Source organism: Streptomyces sp. NPDC032091, from assembly GCF_055580265.1.
Genome location: NZ_JBVILR010000012.1, coordinates 160,022 through 173,955, shown reverse-complemented (window position 1 = coordinate 173,955; position 13,934 = coordinate 160,022). Strand labels below are relative to the sequence as shown.

Genomic DNA, 13,934 nt, shown 5'->3' with positions numbered 1-13,934 from the left:
CCATGGGGTTGACAGCGAGTCACGAGGGAGGTGCCCTGCCGGCGCAGGGCCCGACGGGGCAGTTCGGTCCGGCAGGGCGGTTCGGGCCGCCGGGGCAGTTCGGTCCGCCGGGCTGGCAGGCGCCGAGCGCGGTCGAGCGCGGACTGTACGAGGCGAAGGAGCGCGGCGACTGGCCCGCCTACTACGACCTCCTCGCCCGCGCGGACCTGTACATGATGCAGTCGCGGGCGTACGTCGACGCCAACCCCGGAAAGAGCCTCTTCCACCCGTACTGGAACCCGCGGACGCAGACGATGTGCCTGGCCGTCTACACGGCCGGCATGCTGCCGCAGCCGCTGCCCGACCCCGTCTACAACGCCTACGACCTGGACTGGTTCGCCGGGGTGTGGACCACGCAGGACCCGCCGTACCTCGTCGTCAACCCCGGCAGCCCCTGCGAGGGAGTGCTGCCCGCCGGGCCCGAGGGCCGGGCGCTGTGGCGGCGCCACCACCACGCCGTCGAGGACCAGGGTCCGGTCGCGGACACCGTCCGCACCCTGGAGCAGGGCGGTCCTCTCACGGGCCGCGTCGCCTTCGGGCTGGCGGCCGGCGCGCACATCGCCGTGGCCAACGGCCGGTTCTGGAACGCCATGGCCTACCACGGCGGCGGCTACGCCGCCGAGAAGCGGTCGCTGGAGCGGTGGTGGGGAGTCACCACCCGCGAGCAGTGGCAGAGCAGCCTGGAGCGACTGCTCGCCGCCGACATGGTCAGCGGGGTCTGGGAGTTCGTCCTGCGGCTGCGCGGCGGCATGGCCCTGGACTTCGCCGGCCCCGTCGAGGCCGACCACTGGCGCCAGGCCGCGGTGAACGTGCTGCGCCGGCGCGCCGAGGCGGCGGCGCAGCCCCGGCTGACCCCCGACGGCGTCACCGAGGGCAGCCCCGTGTCCCCGGCCGAGCTGGAGGGCCAGGTGGCCGGGGTGCAGCGGCTGATCGGCCGGATCACCCGCTACGAGGCCCGCTTCCGCGCCGACGGCCTGCTGCCCGACGGCGGATACGTCCGCAGCGTCGAGGCCTGGGACTACGGCCGGGCCTCCGGCATGGCCCGCTGGGGCCTCGGGGCCCGCCTGTGCACCCCGGCGGAGGCCGAGGCGGCGGTGGTCCGCGCCGGACGCCTCGTCCACGACAACTACCGCTCCTGGGAGGACTTCTCCGCCGGCTACGTCCTCGGCCGCTGCCTCCACTTCGACGACGAGGAGTTCGGCGAGTGGTACGAGTCGGTCCTCGCCGTCCACCGCCTCCTCACCACCGACCCCACCAGCCCCTGGCGCACCCTGCCCTGGGTCTAGAGCGGCGCCAGCGTCGCCGGAGTCGGCCCGTCGGGGCGGACCGTGAGACCGTACGCGGCCCCGTCCGGGACGGAGGAGAAGGCCGGTACGTACAGCGGCAGCAGGTGTTCCAGCAGCACCGTCGACTCCCGCAGTGCGAACTGCGTGCCCAGGCAGGCCCGGGGGCCCATCCCGAAGGGCAGATAGGCGCCCGTCGCGGCGGGGCGGCCGCCCCCGGCCGTGAACCGGCGCGGGTCGAACCGCTCGGGGTCCGGCCACAGGACCGGGTCGCGGTGCGTCAGGTACGGGCAGACCAGCACGTCGCTGTCCGCCTCCACCGCGTACCCGGCCACGGTGTCGGCCTCCGCGGTGTACCGGGGCAGGATCCACGCCGACGGGTACAGCCGCAGGGTCTCGCCGACCAGCGCCTGGACCGCCTCCCGGCGCTGCGGCGAACCCGCGGCGCCGGCGGCGAGCGCCTCCTCGCGGGCCCGCGGATGCCGGTCGAGCAGCAGGTACAGCCAGGTCAGGGTGGTGGCGGTCGTCTCGTGCCCGGCCACCAGCAGGGTCACCAGCTCGTCGCGCACCAGCCGGTCGGTGTACTCGGGGTGCTCCCGCGCGGCGTCGACCAGCACCTGGAGCAGGCCGGGCCCGTCGGGCCCGGCCTGCCCGCGGCGGGCGGCGGCGACGGCCTCCCGGGCCACCGCGTCGATCCGCGCGAGGTCCCGGGCCACCGTGCCCCGGGCCTCCACCGCATCGGCCGGCAGGCTGGGCAGCGCCGCCACCACCGCCGCCACGGAGGCCAGTTCGCGGGCGGTGACCGGGTCCAGGGGGTGTCCGGTGAGGGAGCGCCAGATGGTGTCGAGGGCGAAGTGCCGCATCTCCTCCCCGACGTCGAAGGCCTGCCCGGTGCGCGCGTACCCCGCCCACCGCTCCGCCGCGGCCCGGGCCGCGGCGGCGATCCGCCGCTCGTAGCGGCGCATCCCCGTCCCGGTGAACTGCGACTGGAGCAGCCGCCGCTGCCGCTTCCAGTCCCCGCCGGTGGCGGCGAGCACCCCGTCGCCGATCAGCAGGCGGGCCCGGTGGGAGCGTTTGACGTACCGGTCCGGGTGCCGGGCGAGGACGTGCCGCACGGCCTCCGGCGCGGTGACCAGGACGGTGGGCCGGGGCCCCAGCCGGACGGCGGCGACACCCCCGAGCCGCTCGCGCGCCCGCGCCAGCAGCTCGACCAGCCGGCCCCCGTCGGCCCGCCAGGACTCCACGGCCGCGGGCTCCAGTTCGGGCACGGGCACGGCCCGGCCGCCCGGTCCGGTCGGCTGCGGGGGAAGCTGCTCGGGGGCGGCGTCTGTGGCCACGGGACTGCTCCTGTCCGGCCGTCGGCCCGGCCGTCGAGAGGTGCGGGACAGCACGGACTGTACGCGGACCGATGCCGCGGTACCGGCCGTACGGATCTTCTGGAGCGGAGCCCGGACGCCTACGATCGGGTCGTACACCGGTGTACGACCCGTGGGAGGGGCCCGACGTGTCCGACGCATCCGACACATCCGACGTGAAGACCGAGCTCGACGAGCTGATGCGCGCCTTCCTCGGCGCGTTCGCCAACACCGGTGCGGCCCCGGACCTCGACGCCGTGCGGAAGGTGTTCATCCCCCAAGGGATGATCATCAAGAACGTCGGCGGCCACCCCGTCGTGTACGACCTCGACGCCTTCGTCGAACCCCGCCGCCGGATCCTCACCGACGGCACGCTGACGGAGTTCTCGGAGTGGGAGGTGAGCGAACGCACCGAGATCTTCGGGTCGATCGCCCACCGCTTCAGCACGTACCGCAAGTCGGGCCGCCTGGAGGGCGAGTGGTTCGAGGCCGAGGGCCGCAAGACCACCCAGTTCGTCCGCACCCCGGAGGGCTGGCGGATGAGCTCGATGGCCTGGGACGACCTCCAGCCCCCGCACGACGGCACCTAGACCCCGGCCCCGTCCGGCACCTCGATGATCCGGCCGTCGACCCCCGCCCGGTACAGCCGCCCGGCCGAGAACCCCTGCGTGCCCCGCCCGTACACCAACTGCGTCGACAGGCGCAGTTCCGGCCCCGAGGCCACGGCGCACAGCGCCCCGTCCTCGACCCGCCACACCTGGCCCGCCGCGTGCGTGGCGATCAGCGGGCGGCCCCGGCCGTCGAGGGTGAGCCCGTCCGGCAGCGCCGCGGCGTCGGAGGCCCCGACCGAGACCCACCGGCGCGGATGCCCCGGGTCCCCGACCGGGATCCGGTACACCCCGGGCGCGAGGGTGGTCTGGACGACGTACACCTCGGACCCGTCCGGGGACACGGCGATCCCGTTGGGCTGCGCGACCCGTGCCCACGCGGGATCCACCCGGCCGTCCGGGGTGACGCGCCCGATGCCGGAACCGCCCAGGGTCGTCGTGTACACGGTCCCGTCGGGAGCGAGCGCGACCCCGTCGATCCCGCCGAGCCCCGAGGCGTACACGGAGACGGCCCCGGTGTCCGGGTCCACCTCCAGCAGCTTCGAGACCGGCAGCAGGTCCCCGGTCAGCGAGTGCGCGAGGTCGTTGCCCGTACCGACGAGCAGCCGGCCGTCCTCGCGGACCACGATCCCGCCGTCGGCGCCGATGTTCCCGGTGAGCGCGACGGGAGCCGCCCCCGGGGCGTCGATCCGGTAGACCCGGCCGCTGAAGTACGCGGTGGCGAACATCCGGCCCCGCCGGTCCACCGCGATCGACTCGACCCAGTCCGGGACGTACCCCACCTGCACCGCCCCGCCCGCTCCGGCGGACCCGCACCGCGCCGCCGCCCCGGCCGGCGCCGCGGGGACGAGGACCCCGGCTCCCAGCACCCCCAGCACCGCCAACGCCGCGACCCCGCGCCCGCGCTTGCGCGCGCCGCCGCCCCACAGCCCGCTCGATCCCATCGGTTCCCCGCCCCTCCCGGCCCGTCCCTGCCCCACCCGTGCAGTATCGGCACGCCCCGCCCGCCGCCGCGACCGGTTCCCGGGCCAACTCCGCGCGCCGACAGGCCGGAACCGCTCCCGTGGAGGCGGACGAATCGGGCGCTTGCCGTGGCCACAGGGACGCATGTGACGATGACTCCCGGCACATCCGCACCACATGGGGGGACCATGCGCACCCGTACGACCACCGCCGGCCTCGCCGCCACCCTCGCAGCGCTGCTCGCCCTCTCGGGGTGCACCTCGTCCGACGGCGGCCCTCGCCCGGCCGCGAGCACCCCGGCGGCCGCGCCGGCGCCCGTACAGGGCGGCGGCGCGGGCTACGAGGGCCCCCGCCCGCAGGACCAGAACCTGCTGGCCTGGACCGGCGACCCCAACGACGCCGGGCACGTCACCGCCCAGTCGGCCGCCGGCGTCGGCGGACGGATCACCCTGGTGCGGATCGGCCTGCGCGAGCAGATCACCTGGTCCAACATCTGGCTGGGCCTGGCCGGCGTCGACGCGGGCGCCCAGCTCTCCAACTGCTACCTCGGCGTGTACGACGCCACCGGCAAGCTGGTCGCGTCCACCGCCGACGTCTCGCCCCAGCTGATGACCGACGCGGTGGCCAAACCGCTGCCCCTCACGAAGCCCTTCACCGCCGGCCCCGGCACCTACTTCATCGCCCTCCTGCTGAACGGCACCTGGGCCACCAACGCCCTCACCCTGAAGGCGACGGGCGCCGGCATCTCGGTGAACGCGGGCCTCGCGCCCCCGGCCCTGCGCTACAGCACGGTCCTGACCGGCCAGACCTCGCTGCCGCCCGCCCTCAACCTGGCGGAGCAGTCCACCGGCACGATCAACACCGGCTGGGGCAGCCAGTGGTACGGCGTCTCCTGACGCCCCCTCCGGCCGCCCGTCCGGCCCGTCCGGGTCAGGACGGCTTGGTCAGGGAGAAGGGGGTGACGGTCACCTTGTTGTCGCACTCGGCGATCTGCCCGTCGTCCAGGCCGATCTGGTGGGCGCCCGCGCCCGGCACGCGGATGACCAGGCTGGGGAAGACGACCGGCGTGGAGCCGGACACGCAGTAGCCGTCCGCCTCGCCCTGGACGTTGACGAAGGTCAGCTTCGTCCAGGCGCGGGCCCCGGGGGTCAGGGACACCGGGGCGGCCGTACCGCTGTTGGTGGTGGCCAGCGGGAGGTTCTTGTCGGGCGAGCCGTTGCCCGCGCCGGCGACCTGGGGGAAGCCCTGCAGGGTGCAGTGCGCATGGCTGGTGACCGAGACGAGCGCCGCGCCGGTGCCCGTCCCGGGCGGGCGGACGTCGGCCTGGTGGGCCGGGGAGACCTCGATGTCGTCGATCGTGCAGGCCTTCGTCTTGCCGCCGCCGCCCGGTGCGGAGGGCGTCGGCTTGGCGCCGGTGCCGCCCGCCGTGCCCCCGGTGGCGGAGGAGCCGCCCGTGCCCCCGTTCCCGCCCGTGCCGCCCCCGGCGGGGGTGGTCTGCGCGGGTCCCGAAGCCGCCGGCGGGGAGGAGGGCGTGGCGGCGGCGCCCGTGTCCCCCGTCGGGCCGCAGCCCGTCATCAGGGCGGTGGCCGCTGCGGCCGCCGCGAGTGCGGCGGCGGTGCGCCGGAGGCTGTTGGTGTACTGCATGGGGTGCTCCCGTTGGTTCACGACCGGTTCCGCGCCGGCACTCGCGTCCACGGTCACGCGCCGCGCTCCCGCCCGGTTGCGCGGGCGCGGCGCTGTGGCGGTTCCGTGACATGACCTGGACGGATCACCACCCGCACCTGGGTCTCCTCGGAGTGCACATGACCCACTATGTGTGATCACGTCCCGGAACGGGCGGAAGGCCCGCACGATGTTTTCGGCCTCCCGTTCCGGCCACTCGGTACATGTGGCCCATCCGGCGATCTTGTAGTGGAAAGGCGGCAATGAGCCAGGGAACCGCCTGATCGCCACCTTGCAGGGCAGAACAACAACCCCACAGGTCACCCCTGTTGACTGGGGCAACATCTGAGTCCAGAACCCGAGACGAACTGTGCGGTAATCCAACCGGAGCCGTGCTTTGCGGATAGGTTCTGAACGTCGCCGCCGCACCCGGGACACGGGGTCCGAGCGGGGAATCGCGGCGACAGGGACGTGACCACTCCCATGACCACAGCAATCCGGACCAGCGCCTTCCGCGTTGACCCCTACACCCCGCACTGCCAGGTCATCGCTGGCGAAGGGGACCATGCCGTCATCGGCATCTCCCCCGGCAACTCCTACTTCTCCGCCCAGCGCGTGCACGCGCTCGCCGAATGGGCCCTCGACAACTTCCGTCAGGCGGATCTGATCTACACCGACCTGCACGTGGCCGAAATGTATGTGGCCATGGGCTATCCGGAAGACGAGGCCCGCCGAAAAACAGTCAAGAACCTCCGCGGCGTACGCGCCAAGGTGACCAACGCGGTGGCCGATACCGACCCATCGGGGACCCGTCTGCGCGGGAGGCCCATGTCCTCCCTCCAGGGCATCCCCGCCTACGACCTTATGCACGCGGACCTGCTGGAACGGCTCGGCACCGATCCGGCGTTCGCCGAGACCGCGAACGAACTCGTGGACATCTTCCTGTCCTCGAAGGTGCTCGGAGGCCGGCAGCCCACCGCGCAGCAGCGGAAGGTCTGCCTCGACTACGTGTGCGCCGAGGCGCCCCTGTTCCTCGACACGCCCGCGATCCTCGGCGTCCCCTCGTCGCTGAACTGCTACCACCAGGCGCTGCCCATGGCGGACCTGCTCTACTCGCGCGGCGCCGGACTGCGGGCCTCCCGCAACCAGGGCCACGCCGTCGTCACCCCCGCCACCGAAGGAGACCAGCTGTGACCACCCACGCGGACCCGATCCTCGACTTCCCCTTCACGTGGGACGGCACCCACCTGCCCGCCCAGATCGACGAGCTCGCCCCGGTGGTGAAGGTACGCACCATCGCCGGAGCCGAGGCCTGGCTGGTCTCCTCGTACGAGCTCGTCAAGCAGGTCCTGGAGGACGACCGGTTCAGCCTCAAGAACACCTCCGACCCGGGAGTGCCCCGCCAGTACGCGCTGACGATCCCGCCCGAGGTCGTCAACAACATGGGCAACATCACCGGAGCCGGCCTGCGCAAGGCCGTCATGAAGGCGATCAACCCCAAGGCCCCGGGCCTCCAGGAGTGGATGGAGCAGCACGCCGCCGAGCTGGTCGAGCGGATGCTCCGGCACGGCGCCCCCGTCGACATCCGGTCCATGTTCACCGACCCCTTCTCGGAGGCGATGCACTGCCGGATCCTCGGCATACCGCAGGAGGCGGCCCCGCTGCTGTCGGAGTCCCTGCCGATCGCGTTCATGAACAGCCCCCGGGAGATCCCCGCGGCCCGGCTGAACTGGGACCGCGACATCGCCTACATGACGGCCCGTCTCGACGACACCGAGCAGGGCCTGGTCGGCGATCTCGCGAAGCTGCGCGGCACCGAGGGCTACGAGCACGTCAGCGACGAGATGTTCGCGACCGTCGGCGTCACCCTGTTCGGCGCGGGCGTCATCTCCACCGCCGGCTTCCTCGCGATGGCGCTGGTCACCCTGCTCACCCACCCGGAGGAGGCCGACCACCTGGCCGACCACCCGGAGCTGATGCCCCAGGCCGTGGACGAGCTCCTGCGGATCAACCTGTCCATCGGTGACGGGCTGCCCCGTCTGGCCATGGAGGACATGACCCTCGGCGACGTCGAGGTGAAGAAGGGCGAGCTGGTGCTCGTCCTGCCCGAGGGCGCCAACTTCGACCCCTCGGTGTTCCCGGACCCGCACCGCCTCGACTTCACCCGGGCCAACTCCTCCGCCCACTTCTCCTTCGGCGGCGGCTCGCACTACTGCCCGGCCACGGCCCTCGGCAAGAAGCACGCCGAGATCGGCCTGCGCGCCGTCCTCGCGGCGATGCCCCGGCTGCGGCTGGCGGTCCCCGTCGAACAGCTCGTGTGGCGCACCGGCTTCATGAAGCGCCTGCCGGAGCGCCTGCCGGTGATGTGGTGACCCTCCACCGGTCCCGCTGACGGCACGACGAGGCCCCCCACCCCGGACGCGGGGTGGGGGGCCTCGGCCGTTCAGCTGCCGGCGGAGAGGTTCCCGGAGAGGACCGGGATGTTGTCCAGGATGTGCGAGAGCGGCTCGTCGCCCTTGGCCTGGGTGGAGTTCTCGGTGCACTGCTGGTTCTGCGGGTTGGACAGGACATTGATGTCCTGGACACCGACGTTGGCGATGAGGGCCACCAGCGACTGGGCGTTCACCTTGACGGGCAGGCCGACGCAGGGCTTGTTCAGCGTGCCCTGGACCAGGCCGAGCTGGGGGCTCAGGTCGCCCGCGGTCTTCTGGTTGCCGTAGATCTGCTGGGCACCGTTGCCGTTGACGGTGTTGATCCCGTTGTCGTTGCCGATGGCCATGGCCGGGGCGGCAGCGGCAGCGCCCGCGCCGAGCGCGGCGGCGGTGGCTGCGGCGGTGACCATCATCTTCTTCAGCATGCTCGAAAGGTTCCTTGTCTGGCGGAGGACCGGCCCCGGACGGGAGAGGTCTTCCTGGTAACGGGGGACCGGGCGGGAGGTGGCGCAACGTCACCCGATCGCCGGGCGGTGCGCCCGCCGGTGCCCGGACCCCCCCTTCGGACTCGTGTCCGAATGTGACGGGGAAGCGTCATTGCGGCCCCGCGCCGGCCGCGGGGAGGATGGGGGCATGCCCACCGCACACCGTGTCGTCATCGCGGTCTTCCCCGATGTCGACCTCCTCGACGTCACCGGCCCCGCAGAGGTCTTCGCGCTGGCCAACCGCGAGACCGCGGGCCGGGCCGGGTACGAGGTCCGCCTCGCCGGCGCGGCGGCCGGCGCGGTGCGCACGTCGGCGGGCGTACGGCTGCTGACCGACGTGGCGTTCGGCGACGTCGGCGCGGAGGTGGACACCCTCCTCGTGCCGGGCGCGGTCGACATGGCCGAGGACGGTCCCGTAGCCCGGATCGACGAGGAGGTCGTGGCGTGGGTGCGGGAGACCGCCCCGCACGCCCGGCGCGTCGCGTCGGTGTGCGTGGGCGCCCACCTGCTGGCCGCCGCCGGACTGCTCGCCGGGAGGACGGCCACCACCCACTGGTCGACCGCCGCCCAGCTCGCCGCCGACCACCCGGACGTCACCGTCGACCCCGATCCGATCTTCGTACGGACGGACCGGGGCCGGCTGTGGACGGGGGCCGGGATCAGCGCCTGCCTGGACCTCTCGCTGGCCCTGGTCGCGGAGGACCTCGGCGAGCAGACCGCGCTGGCCGTGGCCCGGCAGCTGGTCATGTACCTCAAGCGGCAGGGCGGGCAGAGCCAGTTCTCGGTCCCGCTCAGCCGCCCGGCCGCCGGCCGGAGGGAGATCGACGACCTGCGCCTGTGGATCGCCGACCACCCCGACGCCGACCTGTCCGCGCCGGCCCTGGCCGCCCGCATGTGCCTGAGCGAACGGCACTTCGCCCGCGTCTTCAAACAGGAGACGGGCACCAGCCCCGCCGCCTACGTCGAGGCGGTCCGCGTCGAAGTGGCCCGGCGGCTGCTGGAGAGCACCGACTGCCCGCTCGACCAGGTGGCGGCCGGCTCCGGACTCGGCTCGGCGGAGACCCTGCACCGGGCCTTCCGGCGGCAGCTCGCCACCACCCCCGCGGCCTACCGGCGCCGCTTCCGCACCCGGACGGCCTGACGGCCGACGGCCCCGACCACCCCTTTTCCCCGGCGGCCGGCCGGGCGGACGCTCCGCCCTGCCCGCTCCCGCCGGACCGCATCCCGATGAGAGGCATCCCGTGACCACCAAGACCACCACCACGACCACCGACGGCACCACCACGACCACCGCCGCGTCCGCGACCCTGCGCGAGCTGAGCGGACTGGACCAGCAGCCGCCCCGGCTGGGCGACTCGGTCCTGATCATGATCGACTTCCAGAACACCTACCGCTCCGGCGTGATGGCGCTGGAGGGCGCCGAGGAGGCCGTCGCGGCCGGCGCCCGGCTGCTGGAGCGGGCCCGCGCCGCCGGCGCCCCCGTCGTCCACGTCGTCCACGACGGCGGCGAGGGCAGCCCGTACGACGTCCGGGAGCACATCGGCGCCCTCGGCGACGAGGTCGCCCCGGCCGACGGCGAACCCGTCGTCGTGAAGAACTTCCCCAACGCCTTCCACGCCACCGACCTGGAGAAGACCCTCACCGGCCTGGGCTTCGCGGCCGGCAGCGGCAAGGACCTGGTGCTGGCCGGGTTCATGACCCACATGTGCGTCACCTTCACCGCCCAGCAGGCCTTCAACCTCGGCTACCGGCCCACCGTCGTCGCCGAGGCCACCGCCACCCGCGCCCTGACCACCCCGGACGGCACGGTCCTGCCCGCGTCCGCCCTCCAGGCCGCCGCCCTGACCACGATCACCGACCTGTTCGGCCTCGTCGTCCCCACCGCGGAGGACCTTCGCGCGTGAGTGCGGGACAGGCCGCCGCCGTGACCCGCGCGGCGACCGGACGACGGCCCCTGATGGCCGCCGGACTCGGCTTCGCGGTCGCGGCGGCCCTCCCCGGCTGCTCCGGCCGCGCCGCGCCCGTACCCCGGCTCCGGCTGGCGACCGGGCCGCGGGGAGGCCCGTACAACGCCTTCGGGCGGGCGCTCGCCCGCGCCGTCGCCGACAGCGGAAGCCGGCTGGAGATCGTCCCGCTCGCCACCGCCGCGAGCGTGGACAACCTGCGCCGGCTGGACGAGGGCTCCGCCGACCTCGCGCTCTCCATGGCCGACGTGGCCGAGGACGCCGCCCTGGGGCGCGAACCGTTCGCCCGGCCGGCCCCGGTGACAGCACTGGCCCGCGTCTACGTCAACTACACCCACCTCCTGGTCCGGGCCGCCGGACCGGTCCGCTCGCTGACCGACCTCGGCGGGCGCCCGCTCGCGGCCGGCGCCGCCGGGTCGGGGGTCCAGGTGCTGGCGGGCCGCGTGCTGCGCGCCGCCGGGCTGACGCAGGGCCCGGCGCCGGCCGGCGAACGGCAGCTGGGCCTGGCCGAGTCGACGGCCGCGCTGCGCTCGGGCGAGGTCGACGCCGTGTTCTGGTCCGGCGGCGTACCCACCCCCGCCCTGACCGACCTGGCCCGCGAACTCCCCTTGCGGTTCCTGCCGCTGGACGGCTACGCGGACGCCCTGCGCCGGATCCACGGCCCCGTCTACACGGCCGTCACCCTGCCCGCCGGAGCCTACGGACTGCCCGGGCCGGTGGGCACCATCGGCGTCGCCAACCACCTCCTGGCCCGCGAGGACGTGGGCGCGTCCGCCGCGGGCGCGCTGCTGCGGGTGCTGTTCGACCGCCGGAGCGACCTGCTGCGCGAGGTGACGGCGGGCGTCCGGCTCGAACCCCGCTTCGCGATCTCCACCGGCGGGGTGCCGCTCCACCCGGGCGCGGTCTCCTACTACCGCTCGGTGTACGGCTGACCGTCCCCGGTGCGGGGCCCACCGTCCCCCGCGTGGGGCCCGCCGTCCCCCGCGCGGGGCGGACCGTCCCCCGCGCGGGGCCGGCTCTCCCCGGAGCGCGGCGCGCCGCTCGCGGGGGGCGGCAGCCGGAATGTGAAGGCCAGGCCCCGCGGGGCGTTCGCGGCGACGTCGAGCCGGCCCCCGCTGATCCGGGCGATCTCCTCGGCGATGGCCAGCCCCAGCCCGCTGCCGCGCACGTTCTGGTGCTCGGGCGCGCGGGCGAAACGCCGCAGGAGCAGGCCCAGTTGGTCGGCCGGAACCCCGGGCCCGTCGTCGGCGACCCGGACCAGGGCCCCGCCGTCGGCCGGGGCCGTGACGCGTACCTCCACCCGGCCGCCGGACGGCACGAACTTCACCGCGTTGTCGAGCAGCGCGTCCAGGATCCGCCCCGCGGCGTCGGGCAGGGCGCGGACCGGCAGCTCCCGCGGCAGGCCGTCGGCCGCCAGCTCCAGCCCGGCGGCCCGGAACACCGGGGCCCAGGCCTCGACCCGTCCCCATACCGCACCCACCAGGTCCTGGTCCGCGAGCTCCGCCGCCCCGGATTCCACCCGCGCCAGCGCCAGCAGCCCGTCCAGCAGCTCCTCCAGCCGCTCCGCCTCGTCCAGGGCCCGGGCGTGCTCGGCCAGCCCCGGGCCCGGGGCGATGTGCGGTTCGACGTTCTCCAACTGGAGCACCAGCGTGGCCAGGGGGTTGCGCAGCTGGTGGGAGGCGTCGGCGACGAAGTCCCGCTGGCGGCCCAGGGAGTCGGCGACGGCCTCCGCCATCCCGTTGAAGTGCTGCCGCAGCCGCCGCAGTTCCGGCGGCCCGGTGTCGGAGGCGGCCCGGGCCCGCAGACTGCCGGCGGCCAGCCGCTCCACCGCCCGGTCCAGGTCGAGGACCGGCCGCATCAGCCAGCGCGTGATCCCCGCGGCGACCAGGGCCGCCGCGGCGAAGGCGGCGACCGCACCGGCGCCGATCAGCGACCAGCGGACCGTCACGTCCCGGCGGGCGGCGTCCGTGGGCACGGCCAGCAGTACCGCCCCGCTGACCCGCTCGTCCCGCCCCACCGGCTCGGCGAGCGCCACGCCGTCCGGGCCCCAGGGGCGGATCGGGGGCAGCCGGTCGGTGGAACGCCCGGTGAGGGCCCTGCGGAGGGCGTCGGCGGCACCGGACGGCTGGGCGGCCCCGGCGGGGCCGCCCCCTTCCGCCCGGGCCACGGTCGCCCCCGCCGCGTCGACCACGATCACCGAGGTCCCGTACAGCTGTGCGTACCGGCCGATCTCGGCGGACAGCTCCGCCCGGTCCGCGTCGCTCTCCGTCCGGTCGGCGAGGTCGGCGAACCGGACGGCCTCCGACCGCCGCTGGAGCAGCAGGTGTTCGGTGCGCCCCCGCGCGTAGGCGTCGGCCAAGGGCACGCAGAGCAGCAGCGCGGCCACCCCCATGAGCACCATCAGCACCACGAGCAGCCTGCGCCTCACCGGTCCGTGTCCCGCTCCCCGCGTACGGCCGGGTCCGCGCCGAGCTGGTAGCCGAACCCGCGCACCGTGCGCACCAGGCCCGGACGGCCCGTCTTGGCGCGGATGCCCGCCACGTGCACGTCCAGGGAGCGGGAGGCGGCGAGGAAGGCGTCGCCCCAGATCCGGTCCAGGATCTCCTCGCGGGAGTGCACCTCGTCCGGGCGGGCCGCCAGCAGCGCGAGTACGTCGAACTCCCGCCGTGTCAGGCGGACTTCGCACGCGGCCACGGTGACGGTCCGCCCGGCCGGGTCGACCTCCACGTCCCCGGCCCGTACGGTCCGGCCGTCGGCCGGGTCCCCGCCGGGCGGCCCCCCGGCGGCCCGCGTCCGGCGGCGTACGGTGTCGATCCGGGCGATCAGCTCCGCCATCCGGAACGGCTTGACCACGTAGTCGTCGGCCCCCGCCCGCAGCCCCTGCACGACGTCCCGCTCCTCGCAGCGGGCGGTCACCACGATCAGCGGCGCGTCACAGACGGTGCGCAGCCGCCGCAGCAGCTCCAGCCCGTCGAGGTCGGGCAGGCCGAGGTCGAGCAGGACGAACCCTGCCTCGTGGACGTACCGCAGGGCGTCCAGCGCCCGGCTGACCCGGCGCACCGTGTGCCCCCGTCGGGCCAGGGCGGTGCCCAGGGCCCGGGCCATGCGGTCGTCGTCCTCGACCAGCAGCGCGTGCACCGCAC

14 protein-coding genes are annotated in these 13,934 nt (G+C 74.8%); 8 read left to right on the top strand and 6 right to left on the bottom strand.

Features of this window, described 5'->3' with window-relative positions; all coding sequences use genetic code 11:
* Positions 1 to 2: 2 nt before the first annotated feature.
* The gene (locus ACZ5NJ_RS20965) at positions 3 to 1,325 is read left to right on the top strand and encodes a DUF1266 domain-containing protein (RefSeq protein WP_468766570.1); all 1,323 of its coding nucleotides are present in this window, start codon (positions 3 to 5) and stop codon (positions 1,323 to 1,325) included.
* On the opposite strand, the gene ACZ5NJ_RS20960 is transcribed toward ACZ5NJ_RS20965, so the two are convergent.
* A complete protein-coding gene (locus ACZ5NJ_RS20960; protein WP_468766569.1) occupies positions 1,322 to 2,659 on the bottom strand; it encodes a cytochrome P450 in 1,338 nt (445 codons plus the stop codon). The genes ACZ5NJ_RS20965 and ACZ5NJ_RS20960 overlap by 4 nt on opposite strands.
* Before the next feature lie 167 nt (positions 2,660 to 2,826).
* On the opposite strand from ACZ5NJ_RS20960, the gene ACZ5NJ_RS20955 reads away from it, so the two are divergent.
* Positions 2,827 to 3,267 (top strand): nuclear transport factor 2 family protein, encoded by a 441-nt coding sequence (locus ACZ5NJ_RS20955; RefSeq protein ID WP_468766568.1) that lies wholly within the window; start codon positions 2,827 to 2,829, stop codon positions 3,265 to 3,267.
* Here the strand turns inward: ACZ5NJ_RS20955 and ACZ5NJ_RS20950 are convergent.
* A complete protein-coding gene (locus tag ACZ5NJ_RS20950; protein WP_468766567.1) occupies positions 3,264 to 4,229 on the bottom strand; it encodes an SMP-30/gluconolactonase/LRE family protein in 966 nt (321 codons plus the stop codon). The genes ACZ5NJ_RS20955 and ACZ5NJ_RS20950 overlap by 4 nt on opposite strands.
* 207 nt (positions 4,230 to 4,436) lie before the next feature.
* Here ACZ5NJ_RS20950 and ACZ5NJ_RS20945 point away from each other — a divergent pair, with 207 nt between their 5' ends.
* Positions 4,437 to 5,144 carry a hypothetical protein gene (locus ACZ5NJ_RS20945; RefSeq protein WP_468766566.1) on the top strand — a complete coding sequence of 236 codons (708 nt, stop codon included), beginning with the start codon at positions 4,437 to 4,439 and terminating at the stop codon, positions 5,142 to 5,144.
* 34 nt (positions 5,145 to 5,178) lie between these two features.
* Here ACZ5NJ_RS20945 and ACZ5NJ_RS20940 read toward each other — a convergent pair whose 3' ends face one another.
* Positions 5,179 to 5,892: a DUF4232 domain-containing protein gene (locus tag ACZ5NJ_RS20940; RefSeq protein WP_468766565.1), complete on the bottom strand. Its 714-nt coding sequence runs from the start codon at positions 5,890 to 5,892 to the stop codon at positions 5,179 to 5,181.
* A gap of 501 nt (positions 5,893 to 6,393) precedes the next feature.
* On the opposite strand from ACZ5NJ_RS20940, the gene ACZ5NJ_RS20935 reads away from it, so the two are divergent.
* Together ACZ5NJ_RS20935 and ACZ5NJ_RS20930 are read left to right on the top strand one after the other, a co-directional pair.
* Entirely contained in the window at positions 6,394 to 7,104 is a 711-nt protein-coding gene (locus ACZ5NJ_RS20935) for a cyclodityrosine synthase (RefSeq protein WP_468766564.1), read from the top strand.
* Entirely contained in the window at positions 7,101 to 8,282 is a 1,182-nt protein-coding gene (locus tag ACZ5NJ_RS20930; protein WP_468766563.1) for a cytochrome P450, read from the top strand. Before ACZ5NJ_RS20935 ends, ACZ5NJ_RS20930 begins: the two co-directional genes overlap by 4 nt.
* A gap of 71 nt (positions 8,283 to 8,353) precedes the next feature.
* Here the strand turns inward: ACZ5NJ_RS20930 and ACZ5NJ_RS20925 are convergent, their stop codons facing one another.
* Positions 8,354 to 8,767: a rodlin gene (locus ACZ5NJ_RS20925; RefSeq protein WP_468766562.1), complete on the bottom strand. Its 414-nt coding sequence runs from the start codon at positions 8,765 to 8,767 to the stop codon at positions 8,354 to 8,356.
* Between the two features lie 208 nt (positions 8,768 to 8,975).
* On the opposite strand from ACZ5NJ_RS20925, the gene ACZ5NJ_RS20920 reads away from it, so the two are divergent.
* From ACZ5NJ_RS20920 to ACZ5NJ_RS20910, 3 genes are all read left to right on the top strand, one after another.
* The gene (locus ACZ5NJ_RS20920; RefSeq protein ID WP_468766560.1) at positions 8,976 to 9,968 is read left to right on the top strand and encodes a GlxA family transcriptional regulator; all 993 of its coding nucleotides are present in this window, start codon (positions 8,976 to 8,978) and stop codon (positions 9,966 to 9,968) included.
* A gap of 100 nt (positions 9,969 to 10,068) precedes the next feature.
* Positions 10,069 to 10,731 (top strand): cysteine hydrolase family protein, encoded by a 663-nt coding sequence (locus ACZ5NJ_RS20915; RefSeq protein WP_468766559.1) that lies wholly within the window; start codon positions 10,069 to 10,071, stop codon positions 10,729 to 10,731.
* Entirely contained in the window at positions 10,728 to 11,723 is a 996-nt protein-coding gene (locus ACZ5NJ_RS20910) for a TAXI family TRAP transporter solute-binding subunit (RefSeq protein WP_468766558.1), read from the top strand. The genes ACZ5NJ_RS20915 and ACZ5NJ_RS20910 overlap by 4 nt, the downstream gene beginning before the upstream one ends.
* Here ACZ5NJ_RS20910 and ACZ5NJ_RS20905 read toward each other — a convergent pair.
* Both ACZ5NJ_RS20905 and ACZ5NJ_RS20900 read right to left on the bottom strand, forming a co-directional pair.
* Positions 11,702 to 13,219 carry a sensor histidine kinase gene (locus ACZ5NJ_RS20905; protein ID WP_468766557.1) on the bottom strand — a complete coding sequence of 506 codons (1,518 nt, stop codon included), beginning with the start codon at positions 13,217 to 13,219 and terminating at the stop codon, positions 11,702 to 11,704. The two genes, ACZ5NJ_RS20910 and ACZ5NJ_RS20905, sit on opposite strands and share 22 nt — an antisense overlap.
* Positions 13,216 to 13,929: a response regulator transcription factor gene (locus ACZ5NJ_RS20900; protein ID WP_468766556.1), complete on the bottom strand. Its 714-nt coding sequence runs from the start codon at positions 13,927 to 13,929 to the stop codon at positions 13,216 to 13,218. Before ACZ5NJ_RS20900 ends, ACZ5NJ_RS20905 begins: the two co-directional genes overlap by 4 nt.
* Between the last annotated feature and the right edge of the window lie 5 nt (positions 13,930 to 13,934).